Raw genomic sequence first — 18,646 nt, 5'->3', positions numbered from 1 at the left:
TGTTCACATCATTATGATTAGGAGATTGCAATTATTTTTAGAAATTGGCCAAAACTTATTTTATATTATAAACCTAATAATTAATATTCAGGAATAATTTGTGATATGAATATAAGGGGTAGTACAATGGACTTACAAAATTGTAAACTTATTATATTGACCATTCTGTTGCTGGTCACAGGGATGGTGATCCCCGTTTCTGCATTCGCACAACCGGTCGATACTCAATATGATATCTATGATGAACTGACCGTAGAAATGCCGGATAATGAACAATACGTACCTGACGAGATCATCGTCAAGTTCAGTCCTGGTGTTTCAGAAGAAAAGATCGCTAACATAAATGCCAGGAACGGGGCTAAAGTAAAATATACAAGCCAATATGCCGGCTTCAAGGTTCTGAAGATCCCTGAGAATAGTAATGCTCAGAAGATGGCAAATCTCTACAGTAAGAATCCGAATGTGGAGTATGCAGAGTTAAATTGTATTGCGACCACATGCATGGTACCAAACGACAAATATTACAAATATCAATGGCATCTCGACAACTCCGCATATGGTGGAATCAACATTGAAGATGCATGGGATACCTCAACCGGATCAGGGGTTGTTGTAGCTGTACTGGACACAGGTATCGCATATGAAGATTACCTTAATTTCAAAGTTGCTCCAGACCTTGCAAACACTAATTTTGTAGATGGCTATGACATTATCAACGGTGATACACATCCAAACGATGATGAAGGTCATGGAACACATGTGACTGGAACGATTGCCCAGAGTACAAACAATAACTTAGGAACTGCCGGGGTTGCCTATGGCTGCTCAATAATGCCCGTAAAGGTCCTCGATAGTGGAGGTAGCGGAAGTTACACTCAGATTGCCAACGGGATTTATTGGGCAACTAATAATGGTGCACAAGTTATAAGCATGAGTCTTGGAGGTTCTTCTAGCAGCACAACTCTGAAAAATGCACTTGAATATGCCTACAATAACGGGGTTACTATCATCTGTGCAGCAGGTAATGAATATGAACGTGGTAATCTTCCCTCATATCCTGCAGCCTACGATGAATACTGTATTGCTGTTGGTGCCACCAGATATGATGAAACCCGTTCCTATTACTCAAACACTGGACCTTATCTGGACATCGCTGCTCCTGGCGGAGATCTAACAGTGAACCAGAATAGAGATCGTTATAGTGACGGTGTACTCCAACAAACTTTCAGTGAAGGTAACCCTACTGATTTCGGTTACTACTTCTATCAAGGTACTTCAATGGCAACTCCACATGTTGCAGGTGTTGCAGCCTTGGTGATATCAAATGCAGAAGCCAATGGAAAAATCCTCACACCTGATGAAGTGAGGGAAGCAATTGAATCAACGGCAAAAGATCTGGGAGCTCCGGGACTGGATAATGAATATGGATGGGGACTTGTAGATGCTTATGCTGCATTGAACTATGTGCCACAGGAAACAGAAAACCAACTACCTGTTGCTAATGCTGGTGGTCTATATACTGGTGTCGTAGGTGAAGAGATAATATTTGATGGATCCGGTTCATACGATCCAGATGGAACAATCGTTTTGTATGAATGGGACTTTGGCCAAGGTGATACCGAATCTTCTGAAACGGATAGCAATGCAACACGTGTGTATAGTGTAGCTGGAAATTATCCACTATCACTCACAGTAACAGACGATAATGGCGCATATGCTACAAGTATAACTTCAGTAACCATAACAGAACCTATTCAAAACGAAGCACCAACTGCTTCAATAACTGCTCCATCCAATGGAGTTACAGGAACTCCAATACAGTTCAATGGATCTCTATCAAGCGATCCTGATGATAATATCTTTTCATATGAATGGGACTTTGGAGATGGAAGCTCAAGCAGTGAAATTAGTCCAACTAACACCTATGATTTGGCTGGAGATTATACTGTAAAACTTACAGTAACAGATGATTATGGTGCAAACGACACAGCTACTGCATATATCACAATCGACGATACAAATACACCAACAGATCAAATGATTATTACAAACATTGAAGTTAGTGATTCCATAAGATTTGCAGGCAAAAACAGATTTGTGTCTGCTAATGCAGTTGTGACCATCGTAGATGAGAGTGGTTCGCCTGTTCAATATGCCACTGTGTCAGGACAATGGAGTAGCGACACTTACCCGGATACTGGTAATACCGATGCTTCTGGAAACGTTACGCTGACTTCAGATGAAGTGAAATATAAGAACAAGCCACTAAAATTCATTTTTGATGTGAACAATGTTGAACACTCAGATTATGAATGGAACATTTCGGGTTCAGTTTTATCAGAACAAATAACATATGATGAACCGAACTAAAGCAAATATTCCGGTCTCAATCTGAGACCATCATCTTCTTTTTTACTTTTCTAATAACCTAATTCGGTATAGTAAAATCCGAAAATGAGTGATCAAAACTTCTTTAATATTCACGCAAGGAAGCTTTTATGCATTGAATTACAATAACAATATAGAGAAATCACTAATTACAGACCGAACTGCATCACATTTGAGCACATCCCAGGAAACTCACCAGAATGTACGAACTCCTAATCCTACTGATCGGACTTGCAGGCCTGATGCTTGGAGCTGATCTTATCATCAAGGCAGCCCTGAAGATCGCAGAGCACTACAAGATCTCACATGCATTCATCGGTCTTACACTGCTCACCCTTGGAACCAACCTGCCGGAGCTTGTCATTAGCGTTACCGGTTCCATCCAGCGATCAATGGGAACCGAGACATCCGGACTTATCATTGGTGATTCCATAGGCTCCTGCTTTGGGCAAATAGGCATCACAATGGGCATTGTGGGCATGTTCGGAGTACTAACATTGACAAAACGTGAACTTTCCAGGGATGGGGTAATGATGCTCGTTTCCGTTGCTCTCCTGTTTCTCACCGGCATGGATGGCACACTCAGTCGTACAGACGGGCTGATCTTTATTGGAGCCTATGCGGTCTATTTCTTCCTGCTATACAGGGAAGAAGAGGTTCACCAGAAGTTCAGGAGTGCTCCGCCGTTACATCTTCTACAGACCATTCTTACTATTGCTGCCGGATTTGCGGTCCTCATAGTATCATCATATGCAGTCCTGAACAATGCACTCTACCTGGCAGACATGTGGGGGATCTCACAATCCTTCATCGGTATCGTACTTATCGGACTTGGAACTTCATTGCCCGAGCTTGCACTCTCCTGGAGCAGTATCAGGAAAAGGGCTATCAACCTGTCCGTATTCAACCTCATCGGAAGCAACATATTCGATATACTGTTCACCCTGGGAGTTGGCAGCTTGATAAGTGCCTTTACTGTTAGTGAAGATCTGATAAGATTTGACATCCCTGCCCTGTTCTTGGTCTCACTTCTGGTCGTGTTGTTCTTCAGGAGACACATGCAGTTGAAGAAGAACGAGGCGTTTGTTTTGATATTGCTTTATGTGATCTATATTGGTGTAAAGATCTACAATATTTAATTCTATTGAAGATAAATAGTGTAATAGATATTTATTAACAAGATCAGGACTAATGTTAAATTATTCCGGTGATGAATATGAACGATCGTGAAAAACTAAAAGAAAAACTATATGGACTGGCTGTCAGGTATGCTGAAAGGAAAGGATACATACTTAACCCTGATGAGGAAACGGTCAGCGATGTGATCGATGGTGTTGCAGAGAACATCGAGGAATATGGTAAAAGGTATTGTCCATGCCGGTTCGTTTCAGGCGATCTCGAAGAGGATAAAAAGATAATCTGTCCATGTATCTACATCGAAGATGAGATCGAAAATGATGGCAGGTGCCATTGTCAACTGTTCTTTAAAGTGAATTAAGACAACTTTAAACTGGAAACCGGAACTCAGCCAATAATGTTCATGCAGCCCTAAAGCTCATGAGAATACAGGAAGAACATGAAACATCCAAAGACCATCCGGAAGGGACTGGACTACATCATAGCAATGGATGCACCTGAGCTATCCCCGCTTGAGGTAAGGGAACTCCTGCGTAAAACCGTAACAAAACGCTTTGATGTCATTGACCAGATAATGTCAGCCGCCAGAAAGGAAGGCCTCATAACTGACAAAGATGGCATGTGTCACTTCACCTACGAGGCACACGATCTGGAATTCTATAAACCCAGGATCATACACACAGAAGAGATCAACAACTGCAGGTGTTGTGGGCGGAGCATGAAAGAAAGCCACTACATCGAATTAAGATCAGGAATGCTTGGCCCGTATGGCTCTACCTGTGTTCGTAAGCTTTATCTGGACTATTTGTTCGGAGAAGAGTAAATTGCAGTTATTAAGTTCATAAAAATTAAGTTAATAAAAATAAAAAGCAAAAAAAGATAGTTGTGATAGACCTGTTTCGTATAGGTCACATCACTTCAGATCAGACCTGACCCGGTCTTTAAGTTCCTGTTTTTTCCCAGCGTTCCATCCGCTGACATTGGAGATATATCCTGTTACCCTTGAAAGCTGGTGGACACTGTGGTTCATGCAATCCGGGCACACTGGCTGGTCACATACCGGACACTGTGCAACATTTGCAACGGTATCATGAGCACATTTTACCCCGTTAATTGCTACCCATACATGAACCGGACATGGATTATTTTCATCAGTTTTGATAGGCTGTCCGTTATTGAACTCATTGCACCAATCTTTGCATCTTTCAACAAATTTATCCTTTGGAAGTGCAAACAGTTCCTCTGTTGACATTTCTTGTCTCTCTGACATGTTCTATATCTCCTGTTTTATATGTATTCTTAAATTGGATGTGTAGCTTAATAACGATTTTTCAACCCAGCCTTGAATACAATAGGACAGGGCTGGTAACAAACATGATAATTATTGATCGGTGTTGTAATCAGATCCTCACCTAATAATAAAATGTAGATTGTAATTATGTTTTGTCATCTAATTGTTAATGATAGCCATCAACTCTATATGTGCCGAAGTCGATATATTTCGTGGGTAACCTTATTCTTCTGCGGGGGAGATAAATCTTGGAACATTATTTTGAAATGATATTTAATTCCGTAAATGATGGAATCTTTATCCATACACCTGAAGGACGTTTTTTGGAAGTGAACAGGATCATGTGTGATGATCTTGGATATCAAAAGGATGAATTGCTACAAATGAGTGTAATGGATATAACGCCGCCGGAATTCAGGGAAGCCACTGGCAAACAAGTTGTAGAGAAACTTAAGCAGGGTGGAGGAATTTTCGAAACTGTAAGCAAATGCAAAGATGGTTCTTTGGCAAAAGTTGAACTTAATGTCCGCCCGATCGACTACAAAGGAACTCCTGCTATTCTGACCGTTGCCAGAAATGTGACCGAGCGCAAGGAAATGGAAAAAGCTCTTCGCAAGAGTGAGATAAGTTTAGCCAATGCACAGCGTATTGCTCATCTTGGAAATTGGGATTGGGATATCGTCACCAATGAGCTGTACTGGTCAGATGAGATCTATCGCATATTTGGACTGGCACCTAACGAATTCGGAGCTACGTATGATGCATTTCTAAATTCTGTCCACCCGGATGACAGAATATTTGTTCAGGACGCTGTAGATAAGGCAGTTTATGAAAATGATCCGTACAATATTGATCATCGTATTCTTTTACCCGATGGCTCTGAACGCATTGTGCATGAGCAAGGCGAGATTACTTTTAACGAAACCGGACAGCCTATCCGAATGGTTGGCACAGTACAGGATATTACTGAACGTAAGAAAATAGAAAAAGAGGTTATCATAAAAGAAAAAGCTATTGATTCCTCACTCAATGCTATCGTTTTTGCTGATCTTAAAGGGAAGATTCTCTTTGCTAATCCTTCGTTCCTTGAATTATGGGGTTATGACAACAAAAATGAGATTATTGGACTAAATGGTAACAAGCTCTGGAATTATGAAATTGACCCTCTGGAAATACAAAACTCATTGGTTTCCACAGGAAGCTGGAAAGGAGAAGCAATTGCCAGGAAAAAAGATGGGATAGAATTTAGTGTAGCTATATCTTCTCATTTTATAATAGATGATATTGGCAATCCAATTTGTTTAATGGCTTCATTTGTAGACATAACTGAACGTAAAATAAAAGAGAAACTAGTTATAGAAAAAGCAAAAGCTGAAGCTTCCAGCCGTGCTAAAAGTGAGCTTTTATCCACAATGAGTCATGAAATGCGTACACCTCTAACTATTATCATTGGTTACTCGGATTTGCTTGACATGCAGGAAATTGGAACACTCAATCAGAAACAAGCAAGTTATGTACAAACCATTTTAGAAAGTGGCCACCATCTCTTGTCGCTCATAAACGATACATTGGATCTTTCTAAGGCTGAAGCCCATAAGATGGAACTCAATATTGAAGAATTTTTTATACCTGATGTTATTGATGATGTAAAAACTGCACTGATGCCCTTAACATCAAGTAAAAACCTTGATTTACTAACAAATGTAAACTCAGATATAGCCACTATAAAGGCGGATAAGAAGAAATTTAAACAGATACTCTACAATTTAATGAGCAACGCTCTAAAGTTTACACCTGAAAAAGGCTCGATTACCATCGAAACACACCCCACGAACAACATGGTACAGTTTAATGTTATCGATAATGGTATTGGAATGTCTGAAGAAAACATGAAAAGAATATTCCAACCTTTCCAACAAGTTAATACTCCAGAAACAAAAGAACAACAGGGAACTGGATTAGGACTTGCCCTTACCAAAAAATTTGTGAAAATGCATGGTGGTAAGGTCTGGGTAAAAAGTGAACTTGGAAAAGGGACAATATTTAGTTTTACTTTACCATTCGATCAGGAAATTCAAGTTTAATTTGACTGGTTTATTATGTGATGATAACTTCAACTATTATTTTGTATACCCATCTTATACCCAATATATCCAGCACATCCAGTTAGATCATCGGGAATGAATGAAACAAAACTTCACAGAAACGGGTTTTGTTCTAACTTGAATTAACTGGCATATTAGCCGAAAATCATTCTGAAAACATCCAGCTGGACCAGTAACATGTACATCCCTGTCCCTGTAAAAATGCTGAGCATTGCATTTCTCTTCCACAGGTGCAGTCCTGTGACCGCTGCTATGGTGAACATCTCCGGGACACCGTATGGCACTGAAAGCCACTGAACGTCCTTCAGGCAATAGATAACCAGAAGCAAGAGAATCATAGGAGGAAGATTTTTCTCAATGGTTGAGAGCATCTCAGGCGGAGCCCTGTTGTTAAAGAATACAAAAGGCACAGCCCTTGTAGCGAAGGTAGCAAGCGCAACTACGGCTGTTATGATAAGCAGGTGTACCGGATCATCGGTCATTGAAGATCCCCCTTATCGTGGGTCTGTTCAGGAAGCGTGTTCACCTCAAGGTCATCCCGGACAAACTTCTCATATGCCATTAGGATGAGGGTACCTATGAAAATAGAGAACAACAGCATGTTGTCCGGGCTGAAGATCAAGAGTGATATCACCCCTGCACCCATGGCTGCCATGAATGGGAAACGTGACCTTGCAGCATGGTATTGCTCAATTGTCAGCACCACGAACAGGGCCGTGAGTACGAATGTCATTCCCTCAAGCCGGAGGTCCAGTACTGAACCCAACACCGCTCCCAGGACCGAGCCCAGTATCCAATAGGAGTGGTCGAGCACAGCTATGTAGAAATAGAACTTTCCTTTTGATTCCTCATCCGGGGCTCGCGTGGTTGTGAGAAGAGCATAGGTCTCATCTGTAAGTGCAAAGATGAGGTAAGCTTTGACCTTGCCGACACCTGAGAACTTTTCCAGGAGGGACAGACCGTAGAATGAATGCCTCAAATTAATAAGAAGAGTTGTGATGGCAAACTCTGTGAGCCCTGCACCGGCTGCCAGAAGTGCTACTGCGATGAACTGGCCTGCTCCGGCATATATGAAGATGCTCATTAGCGGTGCATATATCCAGTGATAACCGGCTCCTTCAAGGAGGAAGCCGAAAGCCATTCCCAGGGGGATGTAGCCCAGGAATACCGGGAGGGTTGTCCTGAGGGCACTTGTGAAGAGGCTTTCACTCTGTTGGCTCATGATACTGATGCACCTTCTAAATTTAGTAGATCGTTTTTCATTTAGTTTCCAAAGTGGAAAACAAAGTGCAAGAAAAGAATTACTTGTATTTATGCTTTGTTAAATGTGATCAGTGTCTTCATCAAAAAGAATGGTTCTCAATAAATTTAAATAGTAATCAATCCAATCTATTTATATAATTCAATGGGGGAATTTTGTGGAAACAGATGTAATTAGAACATTGTCTAACCTTTCACTCTTCTTGCAAGTAGTGGCATTCCTTATGCTTTTGTATGCTATCAAGCTAAAGACAGAGAGCATGGAGAAGCATGCCAGAGGAGCGGCGCTTGCAGTCTTCACCATCATACCGACCATTCTGTTCATGTTCTATTCAATAGGCCTGGGATTTCAGCTGGCATCCTATGGCTTCGTCCTTATGCTGCACAGGCTTCTTGGATCCATCGTGATCATATTCATAATACTCTTCGTGACCAACAGATGGAGATTCAAAAAGAAAGTGCATATGGATATTGCAACCGGTCTCTGGGCTTTGACACTGGCATTAGGAATATTTGTCTACCTTGTATCCTTTGGATATATCGAGTAAAACAAACAAAATGAAAGCAAGGATTAAAAGTGAGGTCTGCTGACGTTTTATATTTGCCAGCGGAAAAACTTTTGCTGACGTTCTTCCTGAAAACTAAGGTTGAACGTCTTTGAACTTTTGGGGGAATTATCACGATCAAAGAGAACTACAATTTATTCCTTAGAATTATCAAGGAAATAAATTCCTTATTCTACAGACCCGTAACTTCAGTATCTGAAGATGATGAAATTGAATGGGAAGTATCTGCTCTCCAATTGAAGAAAGGAGAAGATCTGATCATATCAGGCAAGACAAAACCTGAAAGAAGTATCAAAATGGATGTAAATTTCAAGATTCCTGTTACTGTCGAAGATCAAAAATATGAACACCGGTTCAATGATGTTGCAATAAATTCAATACCGAATGAATTCCATGTCGAAGCCCATAATGTCAAAAATATGACATTCACAGTCAAAATGCTGATACCCTTCAAGCAGTACAGGGAAGCAAATAGTGGGATTGCAACATATGTTGATAAAGATGTACCCACTGGCAACTATAACATTACCATAAACGGCGATGCCAATGAAAATGCTGAAGAAGTCATATTGAAAATAAAGGCATCCCAGACCATTGCTTCAGACAAAAATGGCGATTTCGTTTACAAATATCCGACAAAACCATTCCCAAACGGAACCGTTGATCTTTTCCTAGGACAGGACAAAAAAGAAATAAGGATAATCCTCTGAAAAGTCAGAGGATTTAGTTAGTTTTAATTCAAATCGAATTTTACATTTAGATACCTGGTATCGATTTATCTTTTGCTCATGAGTGACATGAACTGAGTTGATTCCATTACAGGAACACTGTCAATGTAGCAAACATCGGACCATGGAAGGTTGAATGCTGCATAAGCTTCCGCATCATCACATTCGTACAGGATGAAGTATCTGCCACCTGTAAGATCGACCCACTGGTTTACGATCTTAATTCCTGCAGGCACCTTTATCTCTTTGAAGTGTTCAAGTATCTTGTCCCTGTTCTGTGGTTCCCATGAACTAATTTCCATATATAACATATTCTTTCCCCAAATTTTGTTTATTTAAGTTACTTTAGTTTGCTTTACAGACATTTACTTTATAAACAGGGTTTGAAATTCCCCTGTTAATATAATCTCAGCAATCAGGATTTCCTGCTCATTACTGATATGAAATCAGTTGATTTCATTACAGGGACACAGTCGATGTAGCAAACATCGGACCATGGAAGGTTGAATGCTGCAAAAGCTTCGGCATCATCACATTCGTACAGGATGAAGTATCTGCCACCTGTAAGATCGACCCACTGATTAACGATATTTATACCTGCAGGCACTTTTAGCTCTTTGAAGTGCTCAAGGATCTTATCACGATTCTCTGGTTCCCAGGAACTAATTTCCATGTATAACATTTTATCTCCCCAAATTATATTATGTATTATGTATTTTGATTAAATTATAATATTTTGATTTTTAATACAATTTTAGATACAGTCGAGATTGACAAAAAAAAGAGATCCTTGTGGATCTCATGGGACAAGAACTGCATCAATTACGTGTATGACACCGTTACTTGTTTCAATGTCAGTAATGACCACATTTGCATCATTGACCATTACACCGTCGTCTGTAACAGTAATGGTTACTTCACTGCCCTGGACAGTTACAGCTGAATCCATTGTTACAACATCTGCTGCCATGTATTCACCTGCAACTACGTGGTAGGTCAGTACTCCTGCAAGAGCCTCCTGATCTGCGAGTAATTCCTCAAGAGTTCCCTCAGGAAGAGCGGCAAATGCATCATCGGTTGGTGCGAACACTGTGAAAGGACCTTCACTTCTCAGTGTCTCCTCAAGGCCGGCAGCCTGGACAGCCTGAACGAGAGTTGTAAATGAACCTGCTTCAATTGCAGTATCTACAATGTCCATTTCTTCCTCTGCCTCTTCCTCCATCATTGAAGGTGGAAGAATGACCTTGTCGATAACATGGATAACACCGTTGCTTGCCATGATATCTGCCTGTACAACATTTGCATCATTTACCATTACACCATCCGTGGTGTCGAAAGTAACTGATTCACCCTGAACGGTCTCTGCAGATTCCAGACCTGCAACATCTGCTGCCATGACCTCACCTGCAACTACATGGTATGTCAGAACAGCTGCAAGGGCCTCCTCGTCTGCAAGTAATGCATCAAGGGTTCCCTCAGGCAAGGCTGCAAATGCCTCATCTGTTGGTGCGAACACTGTGAAAGGACCTTCGCCCCTCAGAGTATCCTCAAGACCGGCAGCCTGAACCGCCTGAACCAGAGTATTGAATGAACCAGCGTTCACTGCTGTGTCCACAATGTCCATTTCTTCCACTTCAGGTTCACTGGTAGTACAACCGGAAGTCATTACCACTACGGATATAAGCAAAGCTAACAATGCGTATATTATTTTCATCTTTAACCCCCTTTATCACTAAAGATATTAGATAAGTAAATATTCGTTTACTAGTATATATACATTATTAAAGATTTTTATAACTCGACTTTATTAAAAAACCTAATATTAATATAATCGAGATCAAGAGAAATTATCAAACAAATATTATCTTAATAAGGTTAGATTTATGAGCCTATTTGGTGATTATCATAAATTTGGTCTTCTGAATGAAGATCACTTCACTTTCGATCTATAACCACAATACCCAGATAACCATCAACTGTGACCTCATCCCCGGTATCAATCATATCTATAGCATTAGGAATACCTGTTACACATGGGATACCGTACTCACGTGCTATTATAGCTCCATGTATCAGCATACCACCCCTGCGTTCAACAATTCCGGAAACAAGCGGGATCACAAAGGTCATGTTCGGATCAATGGCATCACATACCAGAATTTCACCGGACCTTACACTGAAGAGGTCATCCTTTTCTTTGATCACCCTGGCAACCCCGCTAACGAGCCCCTTGCTGGCCGGTTGCCCCTGGATCTGCCTTATCGTTGTATCTTCTGAAGGGGGCTGTTCCCGAGAACTCTCCTCTATTTTCGGGATGAAATCCTTATTTCTTAAGGCTTCTATTACATCATCGTCACTGATATCCGGACCAATCCCTCTTTTTGAAAGCCTTCGTTTTCCCTCTTTGATGGAATCAAGGTAATATCCTTCAATTCTTCCCAGGTGTATATTGTCATCATCACGAAGTTTGTAACTTGCACGACCAATGTCAAGCAACTCAGAAGCATAAGCTCTTCCTTCCTTATCAAATCTGGAAAAGAAGTTCTCTTTAAGTGATTGAGGATCCTTTACACTTTCTCTTTCAATTTTCGGATGTAAGGATAATTCCAATATTAGCTTCAACATCTGATTCCGATCCTTTACATAAGACGACCTGCCAAAATCTTCCATGAAATTGTCGAAGACATCGGAAAAATCTCCCACAGCTCTACCAGACTCGATTACTTTTCTCAGTGAATTATCTTTTCGAACCATTTCAGCAAGTAAATTTAGCTTCATGTTTCGCTGAATGCTCAAAAGGTCAGAATTTGTCAGCAGATCCATGAACTCATAAGGGTCAGAAGGTTTCATCTTTTCATTATAAACATCCCCGAAGAGCCTCATACCATGTGCAAAGGGGATGAAATCTCTGGTGTATGTAGCATCCCACTTCCGGAACATGGACCTTCTGGAAATGATCAATTCCGCAAGATCAGCATCATTAAGACTCGCTGGATCGACCTCAGACATTGACCTTGAAACCGAGATCATTTCAGGAATAAGTACATCTTCTATTCTGGCACGCAGTCTCTTAAGGTTATCAAAGGTCCTTCTCAAAGAAATGTACCAGTTCTTTTCCTTATCATTAAGCGTTGTAATTGGCCTTGACTGGAGCAGAAATAGTTCCTCACTATGAATGGTCCACTCCATATCCTGCGGATGACCAAAATATTCCTCAGAAGCCATAGCCATCTCATATATTCTTTTGACATCATCTTCATCCAGTGGAGATTCATTCCTGAGATCAGCTGAAACATTTTCAATCGATGTACCGGTTTCATCAGTCTTCACGGTCCGTTCCCTTCCTGATGGGACATCATGACTTATGGTCGAACCGGTCTTTCTGTCAATGACCCATCTGTCAGGTTCAATATCGCCATTTACCAGCCCTTCGTTCAGACCAAAAACTGCCTCTATCACCAGATGACTCTCATTGTTCGGGTCCCTGCTAAAAACTATACCTGATCGTTCGCCTTCCACCAGTTCCTGCACGATGACTGCCATGGAGCTGTCTTCAAGATCAAGACCCAGTTCTTCCCTGTAAAGAATGGCAGCATCCGACCAGAGAGATGCCCATACTAATTTTACGTGTTCAAGTATGGAATCCGATCCTTTCACATTAACATAGGACTCATGAATGCCTGCAAAAGAAGTTGTTGAGGAATCCTCACCCGGAGCTGAAGAACGTACTACAACCGGAACTTGCTCGTAGTCCGCTCCAATTTCCGAACGGATGGCATTTTCGAGCTCCTCAGGAATAGATGCATTTAAGAACATGTTCTTAAGACGAAGAGAGGTATCCCACATTTCTTCCCACCTCATATTCCCAAAATCCTTTCTGGCAATTTCAAGTGAGATACGACCTTCGAGACCACTTTCCTTTAAGAACTTCCTGTATGCATCAGTAGTTATGCAGAAATAGTTCGGAACCCTGAAACCTCTGGAATGAAGTTGTGACAAAGAGAAAGCTTTCCCACCAACAATTCCTTTCACATCCGGATTAATGCGTTCCATTGGAATAACCAGAGAGGTCATTTCATTTCCATCTCCACAACATTCTGGAAACTGGTGGCAATAATATATTTTTCAACATCCATCATCATCAAGGCAGATGTGGGAGCCTGAAGGAAATCCTTTAAATGAGGCTGTTTTGAAAGGTAAAGTTGAGAATATTCAGGGACCTTATCCACTTCTTTTACCATACCCATTGCATTAACAACAGTTGCATCCTTAAAATCCAGGACCGTATTTGACCTGTTGTCCATCATAATTGAGGCATAGTGTGAAGTTTGTATATTGGAATATTTTCTGGTGAACCTTGGAGTTACAAAGAGTATTCTCTTCATGTCTTCAGTTGCAGCAAAAGCTATAAGGTTCGTATAAGGCCTTCCATCTCTTTCGGTAGCAAGGACTCCAAGGTATTGTTCCTTTAGGATATCCTCCAAAATATCTTCCGGTGCTTTTACAGTCAACTTAACCCTCCTCCAATGTAAAATCCCGATGTTCGTTGGTCTTACCCATCGTTATTGATTTTTAGCGGCCTGATCCTGATCTGAATTATCCGGTATCGGGAAATTTGCCCAGAAATCCCTGTCCCTTTCAGGTTCCACTTCATTTTTCAGTTCTTCCGGATATGGGAAGAACAGCCTGGAAAATTCCTCCTTTGAATCACTAAAGCGCATAACATACAGCCTGAGGATCTCAAGTAATGAATCACATGTCAGGCGGTTATCTTCATATTTTTTAAGTACACAGTTAAGATATTCCTTTTCACCATTATTCAAAGAAGAAACTTTAGAAAGGTAAGATGAAGAATTTAATTTTGATATGATCTCATTTGAGAGCCTTATGAAATCTTTCGAACCCGGTGACCTATGGAACATATTTACAATTATGCCCTCATATTCCGACAGGATCTTATCAACTCCTGATGATTTGCTGTTATCAATAAGCTCATCCAGTTTTATGCACATATCGCAGTTGTATAATCGGAAAAGAAAGCGATTGTACTTGTGGAATAATTTAAGTTTTTCAATTGAACCGGATTCTTTTACTGATCTGAGATCTGCAAAAGTGAAAAGTTTTGTCAGGAAATGATGCCTTATGATATTATTCCTGAGCCGATCATCCTCTTCAAGAGGATATTCAGCATATCGCTTAACGATCTTATCTGCAAAAAAACCGGCTCCACGGTCAATTACAAACCCTTTATCCTTCTCGGAATAGATCTTGATATTTCTTACTCCTATGGTAGGAGATCCGGATTTAAAAATAAAACCATCAACCGGCGGGAGATCTTTCAGGAACTGATCAGTGAAATTATCCATATCATCTGTCAGGTCTTGATTCGTTTTTGGTTGAATTAACCTTTTTTTACCATTTATACGCACGATCCTTATAGTCTCTCGTGGGATCCCAAGTCCTATCTCCACTTCCGGGCAAACTGTGATGAAATCCACAAAAGGTATCAGGGCACGAACAGTAGGGCAACGGACAAGGCTACCGTTATACCGTACATTTTCGAACTCAAGGCACTTGCTTGCGACAACACGAGGCCGTGTATAAGGATACACAGGAATATCATAGTTAGACATGTTAACCCCCAGATCAAATTAACTATAATAAAAGATAAGTAATGTATCATATTTAAAAAGAAGGGCAGCAGATCGCTGCCTTAATGTTGTTTGTTTGCAAAGTAGATCATGTAGAGCGCCGAAAGTCCGACAAGCAGATACACGACCCTTGCAATTATGCTATAACCGAAGATCAAGGCCACAAGATTGTAATCCTGTGAAATTCCAACTAATCCCCAGTTCAAACCACCGATAACTACCAGAGCTATCGCTATCCAGTCTAATGCTGTTTTCTCTACCAAAAAATATACCCTCCAGTAAATTTACAAAAGTTACTATATAACATCTACTATATATTGCTTATGGAATATAATATTTTTTCCCAAATACAATTTTTCTTAGTTTTCCCCCTTAATAAAATTCATAGCTTGAGTTAATGAAGCTCAAAAACAATAGCTAATGACTTCAAAATGAACTGTAGCTAAAGACAGGATTATATAATTTTGGTGATCTCTGTTCTTTAAGGTGAAACAAAATGACAGACAAAAGATCAAACATACTAAGCATAATGCTGCTTTGCTTTGTAATGGCCGGACTGGTCTTTACCACAGGATGCATCTCTGATGATGATGTCACTGAGGAAGAAACGTCCGGGTCTGAAAATATCCTTTTCCTGGACCATCATATCAACAGCCATGGTGAATTCATAGAAGGAGATACATGGCCGATGCTTGCAATTGATTTCCCTACCTACTACTTCGATGAGGAGGATCAAGCTCTTCATATAACAGCACCAAGGGAACCATTTGAAGTGAACGGTTCACTTGTGATGATTGCAGGAGATGGTTCTTCCCTTTCCGGAGTCATAGGGATGGGAGCAGGCACAATGACCTATGCTGCATATTCGTTACCTCATAAAGTGAACAGCTATGAGGTTGTTTCTATTTCCGAAGAAGGAACCGTAGTTATTTCCTACAATGATGAAGAGATAGTCATTGAAGCAGGACAAAAATGGGAGAACATAGAGAACACTATTGAGGAAAGCGAAGAAGGACAGCCTTATGCAAAGGTGAACATCACAACAACTGATACTTTCACCAATTATGGTTTCCTCGAAGAAGAGGACATCATTTTCGATAGTTTTTAATGACTTTTTTGTCAGATGAAATTGGAATACAAAGATATTCCACACATTTCTTTTCATTTCTTTTTCTATTTTGTATTCTTACCAGCATCTATCCGATCATTCCATGAAGTAATGTATCTGGAAATTGGATCATCGAAATGGACCCTGAGAAATAAACTGTTTATACAATGGTTTCATAATTCTTTAAGGGGGTAATAGTACGAAAAGTACGAATAGCAGTAAACCTGAGAGACGATACGATCTCGACTGGCTGAGAGTAATGGCCATCGTTGCAGTCATACTTTTTCATTCGATGAGATTTTTTGATCCGATGGACTGGGATGTAAAGAACAACGTCCTGAGCGAAAATATCATGATACTTATTTTGTTCATCGTCCAGTGGCTGATGCCCCTGTTCTTCCTGATATCGGGTATGAGTATCTATTTTGTGCTAAGCTTCAGGACAAAAGGACAGTTCATAAAGTCAAGATTTATGCGTATCATGGTCCCCTACCTTTTAATTGGTATATTTGTCATACTCCCACCCCAGCATTACCTGAGAATATTGAGCGGTGGAGAAACAGGACTTACATTCCTGGAGTTCTATCCCGAGTATCTGACATACACTTTTGTTGATATATTCTCAAATTTCGACTTTCCCATGGGTCATCTTTGGTATCTTTACTACCTATTCGTATTCTCTTTGGTTATGCTACCGATTTTTGCTTATCTTGTAACCGATTCAGGAAGGTCGATCATTTCACGCACAGCTTCTATTTTTGAAAAGCCTGGAGCTATATTCCTGATAGCATTACCAATTGGGATCCTTACAGCGATCCTTGACCCAACATCATTTGCAGGCAACCCGAATTATTTCGGCGGCTGGGGAATACTTGTCTATCCAATCATCCTGTTCTATGGGTTCCTCATAGCCTCCAACAGCAAATTTGAGGAAGCCATTCGGAAGCACGCAAAAGTAGCTTTGGTGCTGGCACTGACAACTTTCCCTATAATTTTATGGTTCATACAATCCGTACTTGACGGGACATACTACTTCGGAAGTTATGGGTATGCAGGAGTTATGCTGCTTCGCTCATTCAATATGTGGTGCTGGCTGGTCGCCTTCCTGGGATATGGAAAGAAATACCTGAGCTTCAATAACAGCACACTGAAATACGCCAACGAAGGACTCATAGCCATTTACATACTTCATCAAACCATCATCCAGATCGTAGGATTCTTCATTGCAGACTGGGATATGGGCATATATTCAAAATACATGATACTCGCCACCACATCGTTCATAGTGATCCTGATGATATATGAAATTGCCATCAGGCGCATAAATGTTGTAAGATTCCTTTTTGGTATGAAACCAAAGAAATAAGCGGTGACAAAATGAACCTCCCGCCAATAAAGCAAGTGATCTACCAAAGGCCAGCACTCCCGGGTCTGGCCATCAGCAGTATTCTCCTGATAGGCTTCCTGATGCAGGAGTACCTGTTGGGTCGCTTCACGCTGATCTTTGAAAATGATTATTTGCTGCAGGACTTCTGGATAGCTGTTGTCCATTGTTTACTGGCAGGTTATCTCCCCAGTGCCTATTTTTATCTTCTACGTGGCACGAGGAAAACCTTCAAAGATCTAAAAAATATTCTAAAAACGACAACTGAAACCCCGGGTATAGATGCAACCGTACATATTGAGAAGAAATATCTGATCGTCTGGGGGCTTGTGGGCTTATTGATAACATTTTCACTACCCTACCAGACAGCTACATCCCCCTGGGACCCGGCAACGTGGTACCCAGAAGTTGCCTGGCATCGTGTTCTGGAACCTTTCATTGGTTTATGGGCTGGCTGGTTCTTTGGTGCTGTCTGGGTTACCTCAACACGAACCTCCAGACTGGCTGCAAAGATAGAATCCATTGATCTGCTGGATATGACCCCGTTATCACCCTTTGTAAAACAGGGTCTTTTGACCACCCTTCTAACCATAGGAATGATATCAATTTTCAGCTTGCTTCTGCTAGATCCCGGAGAATGGCCTGTTGTCGCCAGGGCTTATCTTGGATCCATAGCACTCGCATTGCTCGGATTCTGGTTGCCGATGAGAGGAATACACAAGCGAATCCGTGAGAGCAAGGAAGAGGAACTTAAGTGGACACGTGAAAGGATACACGAGTCTGAAGCTCTCCTGCATAACAATTCATCCGATATTTCGCCCGGACACATGGCAGACCTGATCGAGCACTTGAAACTCATCGAAGATGTACCGGAATGGCCTTTTGAAAGCCTGACAATCGTACATGTGTTAGCATATTTGCTGATCCCTCTGGCATCCTGGGTAGGTGGCCTGTTCATTGAGAGTCTACTGAGTGTTATTTTTACGTTGTAAAATCATTAATGATCAGACAGCTACCACAATGCTATT

The 18,646-nt window shown here is 40.9% G+C and carries 19 protein-coding genes and 1 pseudogene; 10 read left to right on the top strand and 10 right to left on the bottom strand.

Translation table 11 applies throughout. The features are described from left to right. Positions 1-126 precede the first annotated feature (126 nt). The 4 genes from WOA13_RS01535 (at position 127) to WOA13_RS01520 (ending at position 4,348) form a co-directional block, all read left to right on the top strand. The gene (locus WOA13_RS01535) at positions 127-2,370 is read left to right on the top strand and encodes a S8 family serine peptidase (protein WP_342126243.1); all 2,244 of its coding nucleotides are present in this window, start codon (positions 127-129) and stop codon (positions 2,368-2,370) included. A 218-nt stretch (positions 2,371-2,588) separates the two neighbouring features. After that, positions 2,589-3,527 carry a calcium/sodium antiporter gene (locus WOA13_RS01530; RefSeq protein ID WP_342126242.1) on the top strand — a complete coding sequence of 313 codons (939 nt, stop codon included), beginning with the start codon at positions 2,589-2,591 and terminating at the stop codon, positions 3,525-3,527. Between the two features lie 77 nt (positions 3,528-3,604). Beyond that, positions 3,605-3,886 carry a ferredoxin-thioredoxin reductase catalytic domain-containing protein gene (locus WOA13_RS01525; protein ID WP_342126241.1) on the top strand — a complete coding sequence of 94 codons (282 nt, stop codon included), beginning with the start codon at positions 3,605-3,607 and terminating at the stop codon, positions 3,884-3,886. Positions 3,887-3,964: 78 nt separating this feature from the next. After that, the gene (locus WOA13_RS01520; RefSeq protein WP_048205336.1) at positions 3,965-4,348 is read left to right on the top strand and encodes a DUF5830 family protein; all 384 of its coding nucleotides are present in this window, start codon (positions 3,965-3,967) and stop codon (positions 4,346-4,348) included. A 90-nt stretch (positions 4,349-4,438) separates the two neighbouring features. Here the strand turns inward: WOA13_RS01520 and nrdD are convergent, their stop codons facing one another. Continuing rightward, on the bottom strand, positions 4,439-4,795 hold the full coding sequence (gene nrdD, locus WOA13_RS01515) for an anaerobic ribonucleoside-triphosphate reductase (RefSeq protein WP_342126240.1): 357 nt from the start codon (positions 4,793-4,795) through the stop codon (positions 4,439-4,441). Positions 4,796-5,064: 269 nt separating this feature from the next. Here nrdD and WOA13_RS01510 point away from each other — a divergent pair, with 269 nt between their 5' ends. Then, positions 5,065-6,900 (top strand): PAS domain S-box protein, encoded by a 1,836-nt coding sequence (locus tag WOA13_RS01510; RefSeq protein WP_342126239.1) that lies wholly within the window; start codon positions 5,065-5,067, stop codon positions 6,898-6,900. Between the two features lie 155 nt (positions 6,901-7,055). Here WOA13_RS01510 and WOA13_RS01505 read toward each other — a convergent pair whose 3' ends face one another. Together WOA13_RS01505 and WOA13_RS01500 are read right to left on the bottom strand one after the other, a co-directional pair. Next, the gene (locus WOA13_RS01505) at positions 7,056-7,403 is read right to left on the bottom strand and encodes a branched-chain amino acid transporter permease (RefSeq protein WP_342126238.1); all 348 of its coding nucleotides are present in this window, start codon (positions 7,401-7,403) and stop codon (positions 7,056-7,058) included. Next, on the bottom strand, positions 7,400-8,143 hold the full coding sequence (locus WOA13_RS01500; protein WP_342126237.1) for an AzlC family ABC transporter permease: 744 nt from the start codon (positions 8,141-8,143) through the stop codon (positions 7,400-7,402). Before WOA13_RS01500 ends, WOA13_RS01505 begins: the two co-directional genes overlap by 4 nt. A 196-nt stretch (positions 8,144-8,339) precedes the next feature. Here WOA13_RS01500 and WOA13_RS01495 point away from each other — a divergent pair, with 196 nt between their 5' ends. Further along, positions 8,340-8,729 (top strand): hypothetical protein, encoded by a 390-nt coding sequence (locus WOA13_RS01495; protein ID WP_342126236.1) that lies wholly within the window; start codon positions 8,340-8,342, stop codon positions 8,727-8,729. Between the two features lie 254 nt (positions 8,730-8,983). Continuing rightward, positions 8,984-9,457, top strand: coding sequence for a hypothetical protein (locus WOA13_RS01490; RefSeq protein WP_342126235.1), 474 nt, complete (start codon positions 8,984-8,986; stop codon positions 9,455-9,457). Between the two features lie 65 nt (positions 9,458-9,522). Here the strand turns inward: WOA13_RS01490 and WOA13_RS01485 are convergent, their stop codons facing one another. From WOA13_RS01485 to WOA13_RS01455, 7 genes are all read right to left on the bottom strand, one after another. After that, a complete protein-coding gene (locus WOA13_RS01485; RefSeq protein WP_342126234.1) occupies positions 9,523-9,786 on the bottom strand; it encodes a DUF3303 domain-containing protein in 264 nt (87 codons plus the stop codon). A gap of 104 nt (positions 9,787-9,890) precedes the next feature. Then, positions 9,891-10,157 carry a DUF3303 domain-containing protein gene (locus tag WOA13_RS01480; protein ID WP_342126233.1) on the bottom strand — a complete coding sequence of 89 codons (267 nt, stop codon included), beginning with the start codon at positions 10,155-10,157 and terminating at the stop codon, positions 9,891-9,893. Between the two features lie 117 nt (positions 10,158-10,274). Then, entirely contained in the window at positions 10,275-11,189 is a 915-nt protein-coding gene (locus WOA13_RS01475) for a fasciclin domain-containing protein (protein WP_342126232.1), read from the bottom strand. Positions 11,190-11,410: 221 nt separating this feature from the next. Then, positions 11,411-13,549, bottom strand: a complete 2,139-nt coding sequence (locus WOA13_RS01470) for a PEP/pyruvate-binding domain-containing protein (protein WP_342126231.1) — start codon at positions 13,547-13,549, stop codon at positions 11,411-11,413. Next, positions 13,546-13,986: a pyridoxamine 5'-phosphate oxidase family protein gene (locus tag WOA13_RS01465; protein ID WP_342126230.1), complete on the bottom strand. Its 441-nt coding sequence runs from the start codon at positions 13,984-13,986 to the stop codon at positions 13,546-13,548. Before WOA13_RS01465 ends, WOA13_RS01470 begins: the two co-directional genes overlap by 4 nt. A 51-nt stretch (positions 13,987-14,037) precedes the next feature. Beyond that, positions 14,038-15,108, bottom strand: a complete 1,071-nt coding sequence (locus WOA13_RS01460; protein ID WP_342126229.1) for a YbgA family protein — start codon at positions 15,106-15,108, stop codon at positions 14,038-14,040. Between the two features lie 80 nt (positions 15,109-15,188). Next, positions 15,189-15,389 (bottom strand): DUF378 domain-containing protein, encoded by a 201-nt coding sequence (locus WOA13_RS01455; RefSeq protein ID WP_342126228.1) that lies wholly within the window; start codon positions 15,387-15,389, stop codon positions 15,189-15,191. Between the two features lie 233 nt (positions 15,390-15,622). Between WOA13_RS01455 and WOA13_RS01450 the strand changes: the two genes are divergently transcribed. The 3 genes and pseudogenes from WOA13_RS01450 to WOA13_RS01440 all read left to right on the top strand — a co-directional run bounded on the left by WOA13_RS01450 (position 15,623) and on the right by WOA13_RS01440 (position 18,610). Further along, the gene (locus WOA13_RS01450) at positions 15,623-16,234 is read left to right on the top strand and encodes a hypothetical protein (RefSeq protein WP_342126227.1); all 612 of its coding nucleotides are present in this window, start codon (positions 15,623-15,625) and stop codon (positions 16,232-16,234) included. A gap of 247 nt (positions 16,235-16,481) precedes the next feature. Further along, positions 16,482-17,600 (top strand): annotated as a pseudogene (locus WOA13_RS01445) (acyltransferase family protein); the annotation flags it as partial. A gap of 11 nt (positions 17,601-17,611) precedes the next feature. Further along, positions 17,612-18,610, top strand: coding sequence for a hypothetical protein (locus WOA13_RS01440; protein WP_342126226.1), 999 nt, complete (start codon positions 17,612-17,614; stop codon positions 18,608-18,610). The last annotated feature ends 36 nt before the right edge of the window (positions 18,611-18,646 follow it).

Origin of the sequence: Methanococcoides sp. LMO-2 (assembly GCF_038432375.1) — an archaeon.
Taxonomy (GTDB): domain Archaea; phylum Halobacteriota; class Methanosarcinia; order Methanosarcinales; family Methanosarcinaceae; genus Methanococcoides; species Methanococcoides cohabitans.
This window is presented reverse-complemented; position numbering and strand designations above follow the sequence as displayed.

What these genes read in the sequence shown, in the direction of transcription:
- WOA13_RS01500 (WP_342126237.1), bottom strand. Translation starts at nt 8,143, where the DNA reads ATGAGCCAACAGAGTGAAAGCCTCTTCACAAGTGCCCTCAGGACAACC.
- WOA13_RS01475 (WP_342126232.1), bottom strand. Translation starts at nt 11,189, where the DNA reads ATGAAAATAATATACGCATTGTTAGCTTTGCTTATATCCGTAGTGGTA.
- WOA13_RS01480 (WP_342126233.1), bottom strand. Translation starts at nt 10,157, where the DNA reads ATGTTATACATGGAAATTAGTTCCTGGGAACCAGAGAATCGTGATAAG.
- nrdD (WP_342126240.1), bottom strand. Translation starts at nt 4,795, where the DNA reads ATGTCAGAGAGACAAGAAATGTCAACAGAGGAACTGTTTGCACTTCCA.
- WOA13_RS01450 (WP_342126227.1), top strand. Translation starts at nt 15,623, where the DNA reads ATGACAGACAAAAGATCAAACATACTAAGCATAATGCTGCTTTGCTTT.
- WOA13_RS01520 (WP_048205336.1), top strand. Translation starts at nt 3,965, where the DNA reads ATGAAACATCCAAAGACCATCCGGAAGGGACTGGACTACATCATAGCA.
- WOA13_RS01485 (WP_342126234.1), bottom strand. Translation starts at nt 9,786, where the DNA reads ATGTTATATATGGAAATTAGTTCATGGGAACCACAGAACAGGGACAAG.
- WOA13_RS01470 (WP_342126231.1), bottom strand. Translation starts at nt 13,549, where the DNA reads ATGACCTCTCTGGTTATTCCAATGGAACGCATTAATCCGGATGTGAAA.
- WOA13_RS01535 (WP_342126243.1), top strand. Translation starts at nt 127, where the DNA reads ATGGACTTACAAAATTGTAAACTTATTATATTGACCATTCTGTTGCTG.
- WOA13_RS01440 (WP_342126226.1), top strand. Translation starts at nt 17,612, where the DNA reads ATGAACCTCCCGCCAATAAAGCAAGTGATCTACCAAAGGCCAGCACTC.
- WOA13_RS01530 (WP_342126242.1), top strand. Translation starts at nt 2,589, where the DNA reads ATGTACGAACTCCTAATCCTACTGATCGGACTTGCAGGCCTGATGCTT.
- WOA13_RS01525 (WP_342126241.1), top strand. Translation starts at nt 3,605, where the DNA reads ATGAACGATCGTGAAAAACTAAAAGAAAAACTATATGGACTGGCTGTC.
- WOA13_RS01505 (WP_342126238.1), bottom strand. Translation starts at nt 7,403, where the DNA reads ATGACCGATGATCCGGTACACCTGCTTATCATAACAGCCGTAGTTGCG.
- WOA13_RS01460 (WP_342126229.1), bottom strand. Translation starts at nt 15,108, where the DNA reads ATGTCTAACTATGATATTCCTGTGTATCCTTATACACGGCCTCGTGTT.